26 protein-coding genes are annotated in these 15,772 nt (G+C 36.7%); all 26 read right to left on the bottom strand.

What is annotated here, in order from left to right; all coding sequences use genetic code 11:
- Positions 1-167 precede the first annotated feature (167 nt).
- Positions 168-707, bottom strand: a complete 540-nt coding sequence (locus tag V6W81_RS11965) for a GNAT family N-acetyltransferase (RefSeq protein WP_338543362.1) — start codon at positions 705-707, stop codon at positions 168-170.
- Between the two features lie 121 nt (positions 708-828).
- Complete coding sequence (locus V6W81_RS11960; RefSeq protein WP_338543361.1) at positions 829-1,086, bottom strand: DUF4085 family protein; 258 nt, start codon at positions 1,084-1,086, stop codon at positions 829-831.
- Positions 1,001-1,972 carry a phosphotransferase enzyme family protein gene (locus V6W81_RS11955; RefSeq protein ID WP_145048214.1) on the bottom strand — a complete coding sequence of 324 codons (972 nt, stop codon included), beginning with the start codon at positions 1,970-1,972 and terminating at the stop codon, positions 1,001-1,003. Before V6W81_RS11955 ends, V6W81_RS11960 begins: the two co-directional genes overlap by 86 nt.
- Before the next feature lie 104 nt (positions 1,973-2,076).
- Positions 2,077-2,538: a GNAT family N-acetyltransferase gene (locus V6W81_RS11950; protein ID WP_338543360.1), complete on the bottom strand. Its 462-nt coding sequence runs from the start codon at positions 2,536-2,538 to the stop codon at positions 2,077-2,079.
- A 125-nt stretch (positions 2,539-2,663) separates the two neighbouring features.
- A complete protein-coding gene (locus V6W81_RS11945) occupies positions 2,664-3,065 on the bottom strand; it encodes a nuclear transport factor 2 family protein (protein WP_338543359.1) in 402 nt (133 codons plus the stop codon).
- A gap of 82 nt (positions 3,066-3,147) precedes the next feature.
- Positions 3,148-3,729 carry a hypothetical protein gene (locus V6W81_RS11940; protein WP_338543358.1) on the bottom strand — a complete coding sequence of 194 codons (582 nt, stop codon included), beginning with the start codon at positions 3,727-3,729 and terminating at the stop codon, positions 3,148-3,150.
- 43 nt (positions 3,730-3,772) lie between these two features.
- Complete coding sequence (locus V6W81_RS11935; protein WP_338543356.1) at positions 3,773-4,306, bottom strand: SAM-dependent methyltransferase; 534 nt, start codon at positions 4,304-4,306, stop codon at positions 3,773-3,775.
- 218 nt (positions 4,307-4,524) lie between these two features.
- On the bottom strand, positions 4,525-5,010 hold the full coding sequence (locus tag V6W81_RS11930; RefSeq protein ID WP_338543354.1) for an AAA family ATPase: 486 nt from the start codon (positions 5,008-5,010) through the stop codon (positions 4,525-4,527).
- Between the two features lie 173 nt (positions 5,011-5,183).
- The gene (locus tag V6W81_RS11925) at positions 5,184-5,603 is read right to left on the bottom strand and encodes a DUF4279 domain-containing protein (RefSeq protein WP_338543353.1); all 420 of its coding nucleotides are present in this window, start codon (positions 5,601-5,603) and stop codon (positions 5,184-5,186) included.
- Between the two features lie 24 nt (positions 5,604-5,627).
- The gene (locus V6W81_RS11920) at positions 5,628-6,206 is read right to left on the bottom strand and encodes a histidine phosphatase family protein (protein ID WP_338543352.1); all 579 of its coding nucleotides are present in this window, start codon (positions 6,204-6,206) and stop codon (positions 5,628-5,630) included.
- A 107-nt stretch (positions 6,207-6,313) separates the two neighbouring features.
- Positions 6,314-6,667, bottom strand: coding sequence for a phosphotransferase (locus V6W81_RS11915; protein WP_338543351.1), 354 nt, complete (start codon positions 6,665-6,667; stop codon positions 6,314-6,316).
- A 24-nt stretch (positions 6,668-6,691) separates the two neighbouring features.
- A complete protein-coding gene (locus V6W81_RS11910; RefSeq protein ID WP_338543350.1) occupies positions 6,692-7,141 on the bottom strand; it encodes a DUF1569 domain-containing protein in 450 nt (149 codons plus the stop codon).
- A 275-nt stretch (positions 7,142-7,416) separates the two neighbouring features.
- Entirely contained in the window at positions 7,417-7,989 is a 573-nt protein-coding gene (locus tag V6W81_RS11905; RefSeq protein WP_338543349.1) for a class I SAM-dependent methyltransferase, read from the bottom strand.
- Positions 7,990-8,053: 64 nt separating this feature from the next.
- On the bottom strand, positions 8,054-8,569 hold the full coding sequence (locus V6W81_RS11900) for a phosphotransferase-like protein (protein WP_338543348.1): 516 nt from the start codon (positions 8,567-8,569) through the stop codon (positions 8,054-8,056).
- 8 nt (positions 8,570-8,577) lie between these two features.
- Positions 8,578-9,021 carry a hypothetical protein gene (locus V6W81_RS11895; RefSeq protein ID WP_338543347.1) on the bottom strand — a complete coding sequence of 148 codons (444 nt, stop codon included), beginning with the start codon at positions 9,019-9,021 and terminating at the stop codon, positions 8,578-8,580.
- Positions 9,022-9,052: 31 nt separating this feature from the next.
- A complete protein-coding gene (locus V6W81_RS11890; protein ID WP_338543346.1) occupies positions 9,053-9,358 on the bottom strand; it encodes a hypothetical protein in 306 nt (101 codons plus the stop codon).
- A gap of 50 nt (positions 9,359-9,408) precedes the next feature.
- Positions 9,409-9,933: an HAD family hydrolase gene (locus V6W81_RS11885; RefSeq protein WP_338543987.1), complete on the bottom strand. Its 525-nt coding sequence runs from the start codon at positions 9,931-9,933 to the stop codon at positions 9,409-9,411.
- A gap of 169 nt (positions 9,934-10,102) precedes the next feature.
- Positions 10,103-10,663 carry an AAA family ATPase gene (locus tag V6W81_RS11880; RefSeq protein ID WP_338543345.1) on the bottom strand — a complete coding sequence of 187 codons (561 nt, stop codon included), beginning with the start codon at positions 10,661-10,663 and terminating at the stop codon, positions 10,103-10,105.
- Positions 10,664-10,710: 47 nt separating this feature from the next.
- A complete protein-coding gene (locus V6W81_RS11875; protein WP_338543344.1) occupies positions 10,711-11,184 on the bottom strand; it encodes an NUDIX hydrolase in 474 nt (157 codons plus the stop codon).
- 56 nt (positions 11,185-11,240) lie between these two features.
- Entirely contained in the window at positions 11,241-11,750 is a 510-nt protein-coding gene (locus V6W81_RS11870) for a GNAT family N-acetyltransferase (protein ID WP_338543343.1), read from the bottom strand.
- 225 nt (positions 11,751-11,975) lie between these two features.
- Positions 11,976-12,524: a GrpB family protein gene (locus tag V6W81_RS11865; protein ID WP_338543986.1), complete on the bottom strand. Its 549-nt coding sequence runs from the start codon at positions 12,522-12,524 to the stop codon at positions 11,976-11,978.
- 22 nt (positions 12,525-12,546) lie between these two features.
- Positions 12,547-13,203 carry a nucleoside deaminase gene (locus V6W81_RS11860; protein ID WP_338543341.1) on the bottom strand — a complete coding sequence of 219 codons (657 nt, stop codon included), beginning with the start codon at positions 13,201-13,203 and terminating at the stop codon, positions 12,547-12,549.
- 165 nt (positions 13,204-13,368) lie between these two features.
- Positions 13,369-13,803 carry a DUF6557 family protein gene (locus V6W81_RS11855; RefSeq protein ID WP_145048177.1) on the bottom strand — a complete coding sequence of 145 codons (435 nt, stop codon included), beginning with the start codon at positions 13,801-13,803 and terminating at the stop codon, positions 13,369-13,371.
- A 324-nt stretch (positions 13,804-14,127) separates the two neighbouring features.
- A complete protein-coding gene (locus tag V6W81_RS11850) occupies positions 14,128-14,655 on the bottom strand; it encodes a lysozyme inhibitor LprI family protein (protein WP_338543340.1) in 528 nt (175 codons plus the stop codon).
- Between the two features lie 56 nt (positions 14,656-14,711).
- Positions 14,712-15,062: a DUF952 domain-containing protein gene (locus V6W81_RS11845; protein WP_145048175.1), complete on the bottom strand. Its 351-nt coding sequence runs from the start codon at positions 15,060-15,062 to the stop codon at positions 14,712-14,714.
- 104 nt (positions 15,063-15,166) lie between these two features.
- A complete protein-coding gene (locus V6W81_RS11840; RefSeq protein WP_338543339.1) occupies positions 15,167-15,736 on the bottom strand; it encodes a GNAT family N-acetyltransferase in 570 nt (189 codons plus the stop codon).
- Positions 15,737-15,772: the final 36 nt, after the last annotated feature.

Here is a 15,772-nt window from a genome sequence, read left to right as displayed (position 1 = left end):
TTTATATTTATGTTATTATAAACCTAATTTTTCCTATAGCACATATATTAATAGAATTACCGTCCATTTTGTTGAAAAAGCAAATAACGCCGTCAACTCTGACGACGCTCCTTGGTACTTTATTATGATCCGCTCTATTCGCTACTTATGCGTTTTTGAAATTGCTGTTACGTAGCGATCTCGTGCTGGATCTCCTTACTGTTTCCTATAAAATCTACACGCTCGACACGGTATAGATCATAGATCTTCTCCGTTCGATTAATCGTTTGATAGACAGCAGGATATAATTCATTCGCTAGCTTCACGTAAGGTAATTTCTCTATTGCCTTTCTCGAACGAATATTTTGCTCACGAATCTTGATAAATACCGTCTCAATATGATGTTCAAGAAACAGTTCAACCAAAAAAGATTCTTTCGCTCTTTGGTTATACCCTTTTCCAAAATACGGACTACCAATCCATGTGGCCAAGAAGCCCGTTTTATTCACAATATGATATAGATCAATCGTACCAATAGGAGATCCCGTTTCATTCAGAATGGTTCTCGAAATAGATGTATTTTGTTCTTCTTCAGCAATCAACTGTTTCGTTACAAACAAGTATTCTTCATAGGTCTGACATGCATAACGAACGTAAGGAAACACCATAGGATCTGTCATCAAGCTATAAAGTGAATGGCATTCGTGTAAGTCACGTTTTTTCAACATTTTTTCTACCACCTAGTCCTTTTCATTCGCTATATTCAAGCAAACTAAGTATATCCAAGGTGGTGTAGAATTTAATGAAATCTGGATCATGCTTATGTAAAATTTATCATTAAAATGTTGTTCACTCTTCTGCTATAATAATATCCTCACAACGAATAATGCATTCGGGATCTCCTACACCAGAAAAAAGTACATGCACTTCATATCCACGATCTGTACGATACAATTCGTCATAAATCCAGTAACTGCCTACGATTTGTCCCTCTTGTTTAATAAGTATTTTAGAAAATCCATTATTGATATAAAATCCGTTCTCCTCGTAAAAAAGGTTTGCAGCGTTCGGCACATAATATCGGCATTCGCTCACGCATCCAATCATGCATTTTCTCGTTCCCAAACTGAAAAACATAGAACCCGATGATCGCTGCGAGCATAAAACCTTCCAACTGCAACAACTCATTCTCTGAGCAACCCTTTCCACCATAATACGCCTCAAGAAAAGCATCACGGCGATCTGAAGGTAGCATCAAAGCCCCCATTGCCACATCTGTTTGGGCGTATCCCTTTCCATAGAACCCGAAGTCGATAAACCGTAAGTCGCCATTCGCTGTCCAAATCGCATTCCCCAAGCCTACATCGCCGTGAATAAGATCTGGCCCTTCATTCCCACCTTCATCCGACAAACGAGAGTTTATCAATCGTAACGTATTATCAATAATTACCGCATCCGCAGATGTAAAAAGACCTTGAGGAACACCTGAATAGATTACCTGTGCCATTCGTTCGTTGTAGGCTTTCCCCTGGCTCGGTCGTGCTTCCATACCGACTGGAATGTACTGATTAAAAAAGGCATGCAGCTCTGACATATGCGTGCCCAGTTTCTTGATAACTGCTGCATTTTGTGTATCTTCCTTAGTCAGATCACGACCTTCCATCCAAGTAAGAAGCGATGCATTCAGTTTGTATCCATCTCCTTCAAAAGTCGTGACAAGTTGGCCGCTTTGGTTCCGCACTGGCTTCTGCACTTCATCCTTGTACCATTGACCCCATCGCTCCAACATATCCAGTTCTGCCAAAACACCTGCTTCAGTGTGCTGTAATCCCTTCATCTCCTGCACAAAGGGATCATGAATACGAAGTAGGTACTGTTTGCCAGCGCTGTCCTGAACCCGGTAAGTCCTATTTTCGTTATGTCTTAGAAACGTCAGTTCTGGCCGATCCACATCGTAATTATTTAGCAGAAGCATTAGCTGTTCATTGGTCATCTCAAATCAAGCTCCTTTTCGATTTTCCACTAAGGCATGTGCTTGCTTCTCTCAAAACAACTCAACTTGCGTTTAATTATTCATTACGCACTAAATGTCTTTATTCACTTGATCATGACAATGAACTCATAATCTCCTTTACTAAATCGATCCACAGTAATAAATCCGAATTTCTGGTAAAGATGAATTGCTCTTTGGTTAAATGCTGCGACTGTTAAGCGGTAAGCACTATGTTCAAATGTATCCACGATGAAACTCAATACACTTGAGAAAAATAAAGTTCCCTGCCCTTTTCCAGTTAATTCTGGATTCATGCCTATTCCAAGATCGATGTAATTTTCACCATAAACATAAGTTTCATTCGGAACCTGAGCTGAACTCCCCATACACATAAACCCAATCAGTTCATCATGAATATCTAAAAGAACGTAATAGGAGCTATTTATTAATTCATCCAATGCCTCTAATGAAAGTTCATTATCATAGAAATCATACGGTTGTTCATATTTCCAATGCAGTATCTCTTCAGCAAATCCTACGGTCATTTCATTTATTGAATAAGACAATAGATGACCTCCTTTTGATGAAACTATATTGTTCAGTCCAATCTATTAAAAACCCTAGTTCACAATCCCATACGCTTTAAGGGCGGAGAGCTTATTTCCAAAACAATTCAGTAGAACTCAGATTACTAGATAGCAACGCTATCTTGTTTGTATGGATAAGATTTATCTTTCTTCATCTCATATTCATTCAGTTCTATAATTAATGAGTTCTCAAAGTAAACTATACTAGTGCCATCCCATTCATACGTTGTGCCCTTATACTTGCATTTGAACTTCCATTCAACAAAAGCTGTCATCTGCTCGTAATCGAAGCCGATATTATGAATATCCCAATACATAACCTCATTGTCGCTACCGTTCCACTGTTTAAACCATCGATTCAGTTCATCTCGACCTTGAATTACTTCTCCCGTGCACTCCCTTACAATTGCTTCTTCATGAATGCTTCCGACAAAGAGATTAAAATCCTTCTCAACCCATGATCTGAAATATTGATTAATAACTTCGACTGCCGTTTCTCGTTCCAATGTTTATCTCCCCTTAAGCAACGGATACACATCATGGTGTTGCCTGCAGATTCTATGCGTTCAATCCAACCTAGCGTCGCTATTAATCATTTCGAGCTATATTTCGAATGATTAATTCAATGGAGGATTGGGTGGAATTCCAATCCATATGAGAATGTCCCGTAAATGAACTCGCAAGATAGGCGCATTGATGAAACAAAAGTTCCAATCCCAGTTGCGATGCATTGATGACTCCGATATCTTGATCAGTCTTAATCCTCAATTGTTCTTCGTACTTCCAATGCTCCCACGTGTCCCACATTGAATCATCATGACTATTTTCTAGAGTTAGGCGGTATACCTCTGCTTTGGTGAATCGAGTAGAAGCCTTGATTTTTCTTAGATCCTTCATTGTGAGTGGGTGGATAGCTCCGTTGAAAATAAATAAATCCATATTCGAATCCTTATCACGTTCTAAAAATATAACATCATGAGTTTGCATACTATGCCTAAAAAGACTTGATAAGAGAAACATCTCTTGGCAGTCAGCAGCATCCATTAGCAATATTCGACCTAGCTCTTCTCTTATTTCAACATTTATATCTTTTTGCTGTAATACAACGACGGTTATTTCTTTCGATTTCATCCGTACTTTTGCTCGTTCTAGTTGATAGGACATTAACATCGTATACACTCCAAACATGTGGAACTATACTAAAGTTCTCTATTTAAATGCTGTTATCCTTATTGTATATCCGCAACAGTTGATTCACATTTCGCTGAAACTCATAACCTGTATTCTGGATTTCGTAATGCCATCCGGCACCTTCGATCAAGTTGATAATAGGATCCAAATGTGCTGATCTTTCACTTGCTAAATCCACAATAGGAAACACTCGAATTTCTTTGCGCGTTACTCTCATAAGTTCTCGTGTGGTCGCTTGGTGAAAGCTCAGGTCTAGTCGATCTGAATACATAAACAAGAAATGCGCCGACAACGTGATATCAAACTGATTATCCTGAAATGGTAGTTGCGGCAAAGTTGCTGCAAGATAACGGTTAGAATTTACACACATATCATCAGTGCAGTCTGTCAAAGCTCTCATCCGACTTGATCTCAGCTCATCAACTGTTTTGAAATAATTCCAAACATAATTTTGTTTAACCTTTCCAATATTCTCAATGCCATGTTCTATATCTAACAGCCCTTTGTTCTTAAGCTGCTGAACCGGATGAGAATATGCAATATCAGCAGCTGTCACATTTCCTCCTAACCGATTCGCTATAGAGGTAAAGGAACAAGCGCCAGCAGGGCAATCTAGTATTTTGTTATTGAGAATATCCTCGTTGGACAGATTAAATATATCCCTATATTCCTCAAAAGTTCTTCCAATGAAAATGATACGTTCTAGATCAAGTCCAATGCCAGAGGAAGCCATAGCTACTCAACTCACTTTCAAGGAATGATGGATTTTCATAATCACCAGTTACTTAAAACCCAATCTTTAATCTCTTTTGCTGCTTCTTCAGGTGTAAGTTCACTTGTGTTGATTGTTGGCATTGGAGGGGTAAAAGCTATACTTGCATTCTGCACCAACCAATTGGCAAAATTCTTATGTTCTTGGACAGCTTCATTCCCCCAGCCTCGCGCTAACAATCTTGCTGCACGTGTTTCGTCTTCGCAATGTAAGTTAATGTAGTGAATTGTCTCAAACTTATCCTTGTGGTCAGCAGATTCAATGTTTTCTGGAACCATCGTTCCACAGAGCACAGTGCCGCGACCACTTAATGAAATACTATAAGCAATTCTGAGCCAATTTGCTTTTGCAATTTGCCAGTCGACATTATCGATAATGTCCATATCAAATACATCAAATTCAGGAAGGCTCTCACGCACCAGTGCACAAATCGTAGTTTTACCTGTTCCGCTGGCACCTGTAACAACAAATAAAGGCAATTTACTCATATAACTTCATCCTCTCAGTAAAAAAATAATATGTAACTAACCTTTATATAACGTCTTCCCTATCAACGTAACACCTACTTCTTCTGTAATATCTGATGGAAAACCCATTCGATTAAGATTAATATCCTGTCTTGACCCAAAGTTTATTAACTCATCTCCTCTTTCACCTTCGTTCAGACTGTATCCGCTGAGTATGGATTTGCATACAGATCGACATCAATTTCAGCATGAATTGAATCAGCGAACTTAATAAAATTAGAGTCAAAGTATAGAGCAGGTGTGTAACCCTCTTCCATCACGATAACAATATAAAATTTAGACTTCAATTGATTTTGTGCCTGGATTGTATTGATTTCGTCTGTTTTCTCTTTTAATACATTCATAACTTTGATCAACTGGTCATTTACATCGAGAGACTCTTCATATTCAGTACCTACTGTCCAGGATGTTTCTTGATGACTATGTTTCACATTAATGATATCCCCTTTTCTGGTAACGCTGGTTGGGGTAATTTCAAGTTTCGAGGTCACTTCATCCGGATCAAAATAATCACCAAATAGGCTGTAATAAGCCTTTACCTGAGTTTTATTCATCGTCTCTCCCTATACATATGAATGTTAAGCACCGTCTAAATGAGATATACAGTTATAACGTTCACAATTCCATCTCACTTGCTCTTTATTTATTATGCTTACCGATGTGTTATGAAGATTTTCTGCCGTATCCACATGCCGAATGAGTTTTTTCAAGGTCAACCCAAGTATTGCACCATGACTTACGATCAGTATTTTTTGATTACGATGTCTCTCAGCTAGATCCGCGAGGCAGTCTACTCCTCTTGCAATAACATCAGCCTGTGGCTCTATACCTAAGTCTAGCTTCGACCAGCTATATCCCCACCGATTAACTCGCTCTTGTTCGGTTGTGCCTTCAATAAGTCCGCCATTCATTTCTCTCAAACGTAAGTCGATTCTCACTTCAATGTTCTTCAGTTTGCCTACCATTTCTGCCGTTTCGAGTGCTCTAGATAAATCACTTGAATATATAACATCCCATTTTTCGTTCTCCATTCGTCTAGCAAGTAATTCCGCTTGTCTTCTTCCCTCGTCGTTTAAAGGTATATCCATATGTCCCTGCGCTCTAAATTCATAGTTCCAATCCGTTACACCATGTCGTATAAGTCCAAATACCGTCATAGAAGTTCCCCTTTCATGTTATTTTTTAATGTCCACTATTGATCTACCATTAAAAAGCCCTTGTCTTCAGCTCATATATCCCATGATGCATGATCTTTCCACTGTATCTAATGAATTTCGGATGATAACTGAATGCCCAGCAACCTGTAAATTTCTCTAGCAGTATCCATGTCATTTGAATCTAGAAATCGCTGCCCATTGCCCCCCTGTATGTAGTCCATGATAATGTACAGCGAGGTGTCGTCCTCAAAATAATCATGGATGCCGGGAGATACATCTGAACCGTTCAAGAGATGTAGAATACTTATTTCATTCCTAGCATCCTTATTATTTTTATGAAAAATTTTCGCAACCATAAGTGGATCAGAACCATCTAGTAATAATGTCTTATTGGTGTACCCGCCTGTAAGTTCAGTTAGTTTAACATTTGGAAATTTACGTAACAGGATCTCATTCGCCATCACATAGCCCCTTCTTTCGTTTACCTACACGCCAAATTGCTTTAAATGATGGTCTAGATGTTTATAGAGCCCCTTACCCCATTCTTCAGGAGATAGCTTGCCAAAGAAAGGATGCGGTTTTCTTGTACATTTCTCAGGCCCATCATGTTGGAACGTAGTTATCTTCTGGATTAACATTTTCTTTTCTAATTCAAACTCCCTCTCATCTACAATCATAATCTCAGGGATCGTGGACATATTTTGCGGCAGTGGCTTATCGTTGTAAAATACGGGTTTCACTAGTTTACCGATGACTAGTCCTAGCCAGCTTCTTGCAGATGTAGAGTTCCCCATTGCGATCTCCTGAAAACCTGAGCAGTGAGCCAGCATTTGTGAAACATTCATCTTACCCCATCGGGCCTGCGCATCCGGATGTAATTGGTTGAGACGCTCCACAATCTCATTAGCATGAACTTGTTCAAATAGGCTGTTCATTTCAACCCTCCCAAGAACATCGTTATTACTATGTTTATTCGTGATAGCGTCTCAATTTTAAACAGTGTTAAAAATCCATTTTATGGTTTAATCATAATTATAATTAAAATCTGAAAAATAACGAAATATCAAAGTTAAGGAATTCTATGAATGTAAAGAAGATTACGGAGATTTATGATAGTGGGAGGTTTCCTGAAATGACTACTATGAAGAACGGTATGTATCACAGGATGGTACAACCATAACCCCTCTGGAGACGGCAAGCTTTAAAGTAACTATTTCTTAATTGCATCTACAATTAGAGAGGTAAAACCTAAATTGCCATCCTGATTTCGATGATCGTATCGCTTAGACCTATAGATAAATCCCTTCTCAGGATTCCAATCTTGAAAATAAAAACGTCCATCTTCGTTCCAGTATTCCAATAACTCAACATCAAAGCCGGCTTCCTCAAACATCTGGGTGATTGTCCTATAATTATGTACGATCTTATGACTTGCCGCTGGATGATCGAGAGGTCCTGGGCCGCCAATCTTAACTAGATTCTGATAATCTTCATTTGCAAAATAACCATCCGGAACCGCGCAGCGAATATACCCTTTCGTATGTAGATACTTATAGCAGATCTTAGCGGCTTGAACTCCCTCTTCGTAAGTCATGTGCTCCCAGACGTGCTCTGATAAGATGGCTTCGATTCTTCGATCTTTGAAACTTTGCACCCAATCTTCCAATCGCAGCAAATTCAATTCATTCTCTTGAGTTTGTATCCACCCTTCATAACTTTGTGAAGAAGCACCAATAATTATTCTAATTGGATCTGTTAATGCAATATGAGAGATATCTATCATATGCTTCGCTCCTTTTATTTCTCTTCATTCACATAGATTTCCTCGAAATCTTTCGAATAATAACTTAACTGTGGAAATAATGCTTGATAATCTTGTCAGCACACTCTTCTGGCGTGTTCAAGCTTGTATCTATGGAATAGCTATAATGAATGTTTTTAGCCATTAATTTGTGTTGCTCATCTGATTGCTCTTCACCACGATCACCACGCTCGACATTTCGCTTACGACATAGATCTAATGGACAATGCACCTCAACGATATCCAGAGGATACCCTGCAAAAATCTCTTGGACTTGTTCATAATGCGGTTGTAACTCTGGTCTTTCAACCAGTATTCCGTCAATTAATACGTGCTTTCCATGATCTGAAAATAGTTTTGCTGTGTGATACATCATAATAATCGCTTCACTTAAGTACTTCCAGTAGTCTGTTTGGAGATGCTTATCCCCAATCGTATTTTCAAAAAGATCATTAGCTACAACATAAAAAAACGGCTCAGTGTATGATTGCATTGCTTCTACGATGGATGTTTTGCCTGAGCTGGTTACACCATTCAAAAATATAATTTTTCCTTTTTCCATTTCTCTTATCATCCTTTACTTGTAAGTAAGTCTATCACGGAAATATGCTTGGTCAGAAGATCCAATTGAGGTGAAGCAAACCAATCTGGCTTAATCTCACAATCTCCACCAAATTTAATAACATGTGTAACGGCTAACGCTGACATGTAGATGTTATGCGGTCTTAATGGAGGAACCATGACGCTGTCGTCTTTCTCTAAGATTCTCAAAGAATATCGATTCTGTTCATCAAGTTCTGCATAAGCAATCCAACCTTGTTGTACAACATATAATTCTTTTAATGCTTGGTGATAGTGACTGTTCTGCCATGAGCCATTCTCGGAACCTTCGGTGCGGATATATGAGCTGCCATCATTATTGATTAATCTAAATCGCTTTTCTCCATTATCCATAAGGTGGTATGCTGTTTCTACACCTAAGCTTTTTGCCTCTTCCAGAGTGATCATTTTCATTGGTTTGCTCCTTGTTAATTTCCCTTAAAGATTATAAATTTTCTTTCAGCATTTCTCTTATAAGTATTGAAGCGTTCTCAATTTTTATTTTATTATTTCTTGTATTACTCTCCCAGCCGATTGATTCTGCATAATCGATTAGTCTTGCAATCAACTTTGGCTCGTAAACACCAATATCCCAGCGATCTCCCCAACGAATGAAATATTCAGCAAATGTGGATTTAAATTGATTCGAATAGATGCGCAAAACGATATTATAATCTTGTTCATCGACTACATATAAGTATAAAACACCGTCTATAGTTATTTTCCGAACTTGCTTCCTAAATACCTTCAAACAGTCACCTCTCTATTTCTGTATATGTATCCCTCCGGTATAATTATAATTCACTTTGAAATACGTTCTATGATGCTCTTTATTTCTACTAAGTCCTTAATGGACATATAATCTGTTGAAGGTTTACCAAAGTAATCATCTTCTTTCCAAATTCCTCTCATACCCGCATGAATACTTGCATCGACATCATTGACTGGATGGTCTCCTATAAATATCGATTCTTGAGGTTCTAATCCTAATCGATCTAAAGCTCTATTAAAAATCTTAATGTCTGGCTTACGCAAACCCTCAATTTCAGAAATGAATATTCCGTCAAAATAATGATCAATATCTAGTCCTTTAATATTATTCATCTGAAATCTACCAAACCCGTTCGTTATAATACCTAATTTCATTTGTTTGCCTTTCAAATAATCAAGAACCTCTATTAATCCTGGAAAACCAATACAATGATATTGAAATGATTGAATATAATCCTCCAATAATTCGTCCCAGTTCAGATCCAAATTAAATTCATTGATTAGCGTTTGATAAACTTTGTCTTTCCAGACATAACCCTTCAGATCTAATTCAATAAATCTCTGTACAAATAATTGTTCCTCAACATTTTGAAAAGCTTGGAATCGATAATATTAATTTCGAACGAAGGCAATTAATGATTGCTCACGATCAAGCAATGTTCCATCCAAGTCAAACAAGATTCCTTTAATCATATATTCCACCCTTTTTAATAGAGTTTCTATCTTACAAATTAAATTCTTTTTTAATCAGCTCGGCTGCCTGATCTGCTTCTAGTCCAATGGTATTCATTCTCATATAATTGGGTTTGGTAATCTCCCCTGGCATTGAATTCAGCCTATGCTTTTCATAAGTTTTAATCAGTTCGGCCTCCGACCATTTCACATCTCGTTTGGTAGGTTTATGTGCCAATCTATTTTCAGTCGTATTACGTTTTTTGCGTTCTTCCAAATCGGCTTCTAGTTCAACTAAATATATCGTCCCGCCTCTTGATTCGAATAGGCTTGAAATTTGCTCAATATAGTTCCAATCACTCTGAAGGTCAAATGCCCATACAAACGTAAATATAAGTCCTTCCATTTCACTCTTCGATACTTCTTCAAATATCTCATGCCGAATCACATTTACCAAGCGCTTTCCAGCAGGTGTCCCATAATCGAAAAAAGCAGACACAAAATCAATAGACATGTGATTATGAAATAATTTCAAATCTGTTTTAGCTTCTAAACATTGACCCACCGTCATCTTTCCTACAGCTTGAGGACCAAAGAGTATAACTAACTTCATGTAAATATGCCTCCTTTAGATATTATTGCTAATTCGTAAATTTGTGTCTATGAGAAACACCAATCTCTCGGCATATTCAAATCTAATCGACCCTGCAGTACCTTTCTTCCTTCATTAAAATACATACTTTCATTTCCATGAATTAACTTTTTAAATCCACCTTTATAATAAGGCATTAACTCATTTGCTTGTTCAATATCCAACCATGCAATTTCTGAAATTTCATTTGGTCTAATGATCTGTTCTTCGCCACCTACAATCTCTGCCCTAAACGTATAAAAAATGACATGTTCATTAATGTCCTCAAATTTGCACTCATTGATGGCAACAATCCCATGGACTTTAACTTCAAGTCCTGTCTCTTCTTTTACCTCGCGAATCGCAGCTTGATCTAATGTTTCATTTAAATCAACGGCTCCCCCAGGAGGAGACCAACTTGCTCGATCAGCATTTTTCACTGCAAGAACTTTAGTTTTAAACTGGTCTGTTATTAGTGAGTAAACGACGTCAACTCTTTTCACTAAATCATATCCCTTCTATATACCTCTAAATTAAGCGTTCTCATTTGATCGTATTATTAATCTTTATTTTCAAATACTTGAACAGACCCTTTCCATTTCTCATTATCTAAAATAAATTCTTCATAATCTCCATCCGTAAAATCATTAATTACTTTCTTCCAAAATAAATTAGCTGGTTTATTTTGTGGTGTCTGTCTTACTTCCCACGCACCTCTAAAAGTGTTGAAAATGAAATTCGCTGTTTGTTGTCCGTATCCCTTATTTCTAAATTTACGCATTATAAAAAAATCACTAATTATGTTTGTCTGAACTGCTGTGCTTACCTTTACATATTCTTTGGGAATATCTTTTAAAACAAGAACGAAACCTGCAAACTCTCCATCAACCTTTATATAAAATGGCTTTCGATATTCATCTGTCCACTGGTGATCTAAGTATTTGTAAAGATAAATTCCATGATTAGTCAGTTCATTTTGATCAAATTCACTCGAATCGTACCGATAGAACTGAATCATATTGCTTAGGATACTTTTGTCTTCATACGGAACTTGCAAAACTTCTAACATTTTAACGCTCCTTTATTTGTAATATCTTCTTTACATATCAGAACCTTATTGTAACAAGTGATTAGATTTCCAGAAGGAGTATGTTTAATATATTTTATATTTCATGTCGGGGTACTTGCTGAACATCTTTAAGAATCCTTTAATTTGTTTTTCCAAGGCAGCCCTCTAATCTTAGTTATCCTCACTGGAAAGTGAGGGAAATGACTGATGCAAGAAAAGGTTCTATTAAAGTGATCCTCTTTCTTGGAGAAGCCTCATTAGTTCTTCATCATTACTAGCTTTGTTAATCACTTCTTGGATAAAATCTGCCTTCCCCATCGTATAAGCGACTCTATCATATTTAAATTGTTCTTCGAGTCTCTTTTTGAGATTATAATATTCGTTCAAGATTTCAGGGTATCGCTTTAAATACTCTCTAAACAACACATTCTCGTTCCAATTTTGCTCTCGGAATTTATATATATGTAAATGATGTGTTCCTGCTCGCCATAATCCTCTTCTGAAAAATAATCGCTCAGGAAATTCAGGTTTATGAACATATTCATAGCCAATATCACCTAAGCTTTTAATATAGAATTCGTCCATTAAACCTAAGCTAGGTAATCCCGCCATAATATCAATCGTCGGTTTTGCCCCTAATCCCAATACTGATGTGCTACCTATATGTTCGATAACTACTTCCAGGTTACTTAAAGCATGTAGTATTTTATTTTTTTCATCCTCAAATTCAATATTCCAATCTGGATTGTATTCAGATATATTGACCTCTTCCATTTTCATCCCCCACTTTCCTACGTTATTTATCTTTAGAAATATTAATCTCTTCTGATATATTATTAATAATTACTCCAACGGGATCGTTATTTCTCAGTGCTTCTTGCAATCTGCCTTCTCTATTCCATTTTATTCCTAAATCAATAGCTTCAGGGTATTTCATTTTGTACTTATCCAAAAATCTACTTGCTTGTTCTTCACCTAAAGCCCTTATAACCTGATCAGTTCTTAACACGCGTTGTAGTTCTCCTAAATATGTCTCAGCACATTTGATATCGAGGTTTCTTGACTTGATGAATGAATTTTCTGCATCATTTAGATTGGCTCCTCCTGCAATAGGATCAGTTGCAGCGAATCTTACTTTCCTAACTCCTGACATGATAATTGCACCAAAACAAAGTACACAGGGTTCTGTCGTTGTATAAAGTGTATAGCCTTTGTAATCTTCTGAATCTAAATTATCTACTTGTAACAAAGCATTTATCTCTGCATGCGCTAATCTATTCGAGCACGTTTGCTTGTTTGGAGCAGCTGTTTCATTGATTCTATTTCTACCTCGACTAATTATTTTATTATTGGCATCAACTATAACTGCACCGATAGGGATTGAACCGTGAGCATAAGCTTCCCATGCCTCTTCAAAACTAGCTTTCCAGCAATCTGATAGTTTCTCCCACACACTCAACACCCCATAATTGACGGATTAGGCCTTTCATATGACATTACGCGAAACAGGGAAAATTAAGTATCCGGGTACCCGGCTATTGCAGAATCAGATCGGCTTCCCGCAGCTTGAGTGTTATGTCATTTGATACCAAATTTTGGATTGCATGAATACACTCAGTCATTTATTTTCAAAATTATCAGCCTTATGCTTTATTTGTGCTTCAGAAAAACCAAACCAAGTCATTTCATATAAACAGAGTGCCATAATTTGTTCGCTTGAAAAATTATCAAGTACTTGCTGATCCACATAAAATCCTAGCCAATCCTCCCAATTACTCGCAGAAAGATCCCAGAATCCCTTCCAATCGAGAGAATTATTTTTACCATGCACACGATATTCATTGTTGCCATCATTGATAGAATCATCAGAATCAACCGCATCTATATAAATAGTCATTTCTTCTATATTCCTTGCTGGGTTATGTGATAGCAATGATTCATACACAATTAAGTATTTATTCTTTGTTTGAGACATATCTGGATAATATTCAATCAACTTAATCCAAACTGCTTCAAAGTTAACATTATCTAAAATTTTTTTAAAAATAATCATGTAATCAAACTCCTACTCTTAACAGACGGCTTTCAATAGTTTCTCTATACAAATATTATCACAATAATTTCCTAACTGACCACCAACAACCAGCTGGATCTCACTTCTCGAAGCATCATCATCCAAAAACTTTTGATCAAGATTCCAACTCTATTTTGTAGCTTGATATAAAAACTCAATTTCACCATCTAATAAATATCGATATTCAAATAATTGTATTGTTCTCTCCCTTAATCTCTCCTTTATTACTGTGCCTAAGCTTACCGGTCCTCTTGATCCAAGGTAACCATTATAAATAAATGTATCCTCTACAAATTTTGTTTCCTATAAGTGATACTGTAACCATTCCTTCTGCGCTTCAATTAGGGCTTCCCTTGGTTCTTCATCCAACGTAGATAGAAGCTTTTTATATATTTGGTTCAACTCTTTATCCCATATCTCTGTATATTTGCTTTGCAACGCCCCCCATTCCATGGTTGTTACAATCTCTTTAGAATTTTGAAATTCATTAGATTCCACTTCATAATCATGATCTATAGGATTTCGAAGCATTTCATCATAAAAATCTCCTTTCAAATCAAGGTTCCCGATGTTCATGGGTAACACTGTATTACTAGAAGTTTCTACTGAATTTTCAGTTATTTCTTTCGATTCTGTTTCATTACCTGCACTCACTACTTCAACTTCAGGAGACGGTTCAGAATTTCTTATTGTTTCAGTTTCGCTGTTCGAAGTAGTCGATTGACTAATATTCTGACAAGATGAAAGCATTATCATAATAAAAATGAATAAAAGTATCCTACCTTTCATAATTGATCTCTCGGCAATTTTATAACCTATAATCAAATGCATGATTCTGGACCCCATACAATAAATCACCTCAAAAATTCCAGTCTATAATCCTAATTTTATATCATCTCTTCTAATTCTCTAGGTAATAAAAACGTGCCGCTTTCATTAGGCTCGAAATCAACAGTCTTTATTACTGAGTCTATATTCATCTCACCATATATATGTGGATACTCTCTTCCTTCATTGTACAAATCTTCCCATCTAACTTCAGACTTTACTTTTGATTCATCAATGCAAAGTAATATTAATCCCTTTACTCCTCTGAAATTATAATTGGCGACAGATGCAATTTTCTCAATAGGTGAGCAATGAATAAATCCTTCCTTCTCTAGAGAATCTCCTTTATATACTCCTTTTGCTAATGCTGACTCCCATTCCGTTCTCAAAAGTGCATGCACAATAATCATGTCGACTCCTCCTTATAAACAACTCATATTAATAGTTCTAAATGAGATTTTTATCAAAGTAGGTATTTTGCCTAACATTCTGTTGTTCACCCTTTAGGTAACTCTTAAGTTGAAAGGCCTTCAATTAAATCTTTCTTTAGAATGGAAAATACCAAGGTATCTGTAATTATCTCACCAAATATATAATCCCGAAGTAGTCCCTCCTGCACAAAACCTACCTTGGATAAGAGTTTTACAGATGAATTATTTTCCGGCATTACTTTAGCTTGTATTCGGTTCATATCAAGTACATTAAATGCATACGGAATAATTGTACTGAGCACTTCCGTCATTATTCCCTTTCCCCAATACACTTTGGATAGGTTATAGGATACGTCAACCATGGATGCTCTAACGAAATCGTTAAATATGCAAGTTCCAATAATTTTATCATCTTCTTTGGTAGCGATTCCCCAAGTGATCATTTCTTTTCTATTGAATGCGTTTTCAAATCTTGCGAATGTCTTTGAAGCTGTCTCAATATTTTTGGGTCCTTTATATCCCCAATATTTTGTTACTTCATCATCGGAGAAATAACTATAATAATCCTTCGCATCCTCCGAACGTAATTCTCTCAATATAAACCTCTCTGTTTCAAGCTTAGGAAAAGTATTAAATGCATCTTTGAATGGCATAATGATCCTCCCGATTTTTTCTTTTTTGTATTAGAT

This window comes from Paenibacillus tundrae, from assembly GCF_036884255.1.
Lineage (GTDB): Bacteria > Bacillota > Bacilli > Paenibacillales > Paenibacillaceae > Paenibacillus.
The sequence above is the reverse complement of the archived record's forward strand: the minus strand, read 5'-3'. Positions and strand labels throughout refer to the sequence as shown.

Excerpts from the sequence above, each read along its gene's own strand:
- V6W81_RS11965 (WP_338543362.1), bottom strand. The coding sequence starts at position 707 with ATGTTGAAAAAACGTGACTTACACGAATGCCATTCACTTTATAGCTTG.
- V6W81_RS11880 (WP_338543345.1), bottom strand. The coding sequence starts at position 10,663 with ATGAAGTTAGTTATACTCTTTGGTCCTCAAGCTGTAGGAAAGATGACG.
- V6W81_RS11925 (WP_338543353.1), bottom strand. The coding sequence starts at position 5,603 with ATGAATAAAACTCAGGTAAAGGCTTATTACAGCCTATTTGGTGATTAT.
- V6W81_RS11900 (WP_338543348.1), bottom strand. The coding sequence starts at position 8,569 with ATGGAAAAAGGAAAAATTATATTTTTGAATGGTGTAACCAGCTCAGGC.
- V6W81_RS11870 (WP_338543343.1), bottom strand. The coding sequence starts at position 11,750 with ATGTTAGAAGTTTTGCAAGTTCCGTATGAAGACAAAAGTATCCTAAGC.
- V6W81_RS11865 (WP_338543986.1), bottom strand. The coding sequence starts at position 12,524 with ATGGAAGAGGTCAATATATCTGAATACAATCCAGATTGGAATATTGAA.
- V6W81_RS11905 (WP_338543349.1), bottom strand. The coding sequence starts at position 7,989 with ATGATAGATATCTCTCATATTGCATTAACAGATCCAATTAGAATAATT.
- V6W81_RS11940 (WP_338543358.1), bottom strand. The coding sequence starts at position 3,729 with ATGTTAATGTCCTATCAACTAGAACGAGCAAAAGTACGGATGAAATCG.
- V6W81_RS11955 (WP_145048214.1), bottom strand. The coding sequence starts at position 1,972 with ATGACCAATGAACAGCTAATGCTTCTGCTAAATAATTACGATGTGGAT.
- V6W81_RS11930 (WP_338543354.1), bottom strand. The coding sequence starts at position 5,010 with ATGAGTAAATTGCCTTTATTTGTTGTTACAGGTGCCAGCGGAACAGGT.
- V6W81_RS11850 (WP_338543340.1), bottom strand. The coding sequence starts at position 14,655 with ATGCATTTGATTATAGGTTATAAAATTGCCGAGAGATCAATTATGAAA.
- V6W81_RS11845 (WP_145048175.1), bottom strand. The coding sequence starts at position 15,062 with ATGATTATTGTGCATGCACTTTTGAGAACGGAATGGGAGTCAGCATTA.
- V6W81_RS11895 (WP_338543347.1), bottom strand. The coding sequence starts at position 9,021 with ATGAAAATGATCACTCTGGAAGAGGCAAAAAGCTTAGGTGTAGAAACA.
- V6W81_RS11920 (WP_338543352.1), bottom strand. The coding sequence starts at position 6,206 with ATGACGGTATTTGGACTTATACGACATGGTGTAACGGATTGGAACTAT.
- V6W81_RS11855 (WP_145048177.1), bottom strand. The coding sequence starts at position 13,803 with ATGATTATTTTTAAAAAAATTTTAGATAATGTTAACTTTGAAGCAGTT.
- V6W81_RS11840 (WP_338543339.1), bottom strand. The coding sequence starts at position 15,736 with ATGCCATTCAAAGATGCATTTAATACTTTTCCTAAGCTTGAAACAGAG.
- V6W81_RS11915 (WP_338543351.1), bottom strand. The coding sequence starts at position 6,667 with ATGGCGAATGAGATCCTGTTACGTAAATTTCCAAATGTTAAACTAACT.
- V6W81_RS11910 (WP_338543350.1), bottom strand. The coding sequence starts at position 7,141 with ATGAACAGCCTATTTGAACAAGTTCATGCTAATGAGATTGTGGAGCGT.
- V6W81_RS11960 (WP_338543361.1), bottom strand. The coding sequence starts at position 1,086 with ATGATTGGATGCGTGAGCGAATGCCGATATTATGTGCCGAACGCTGCA.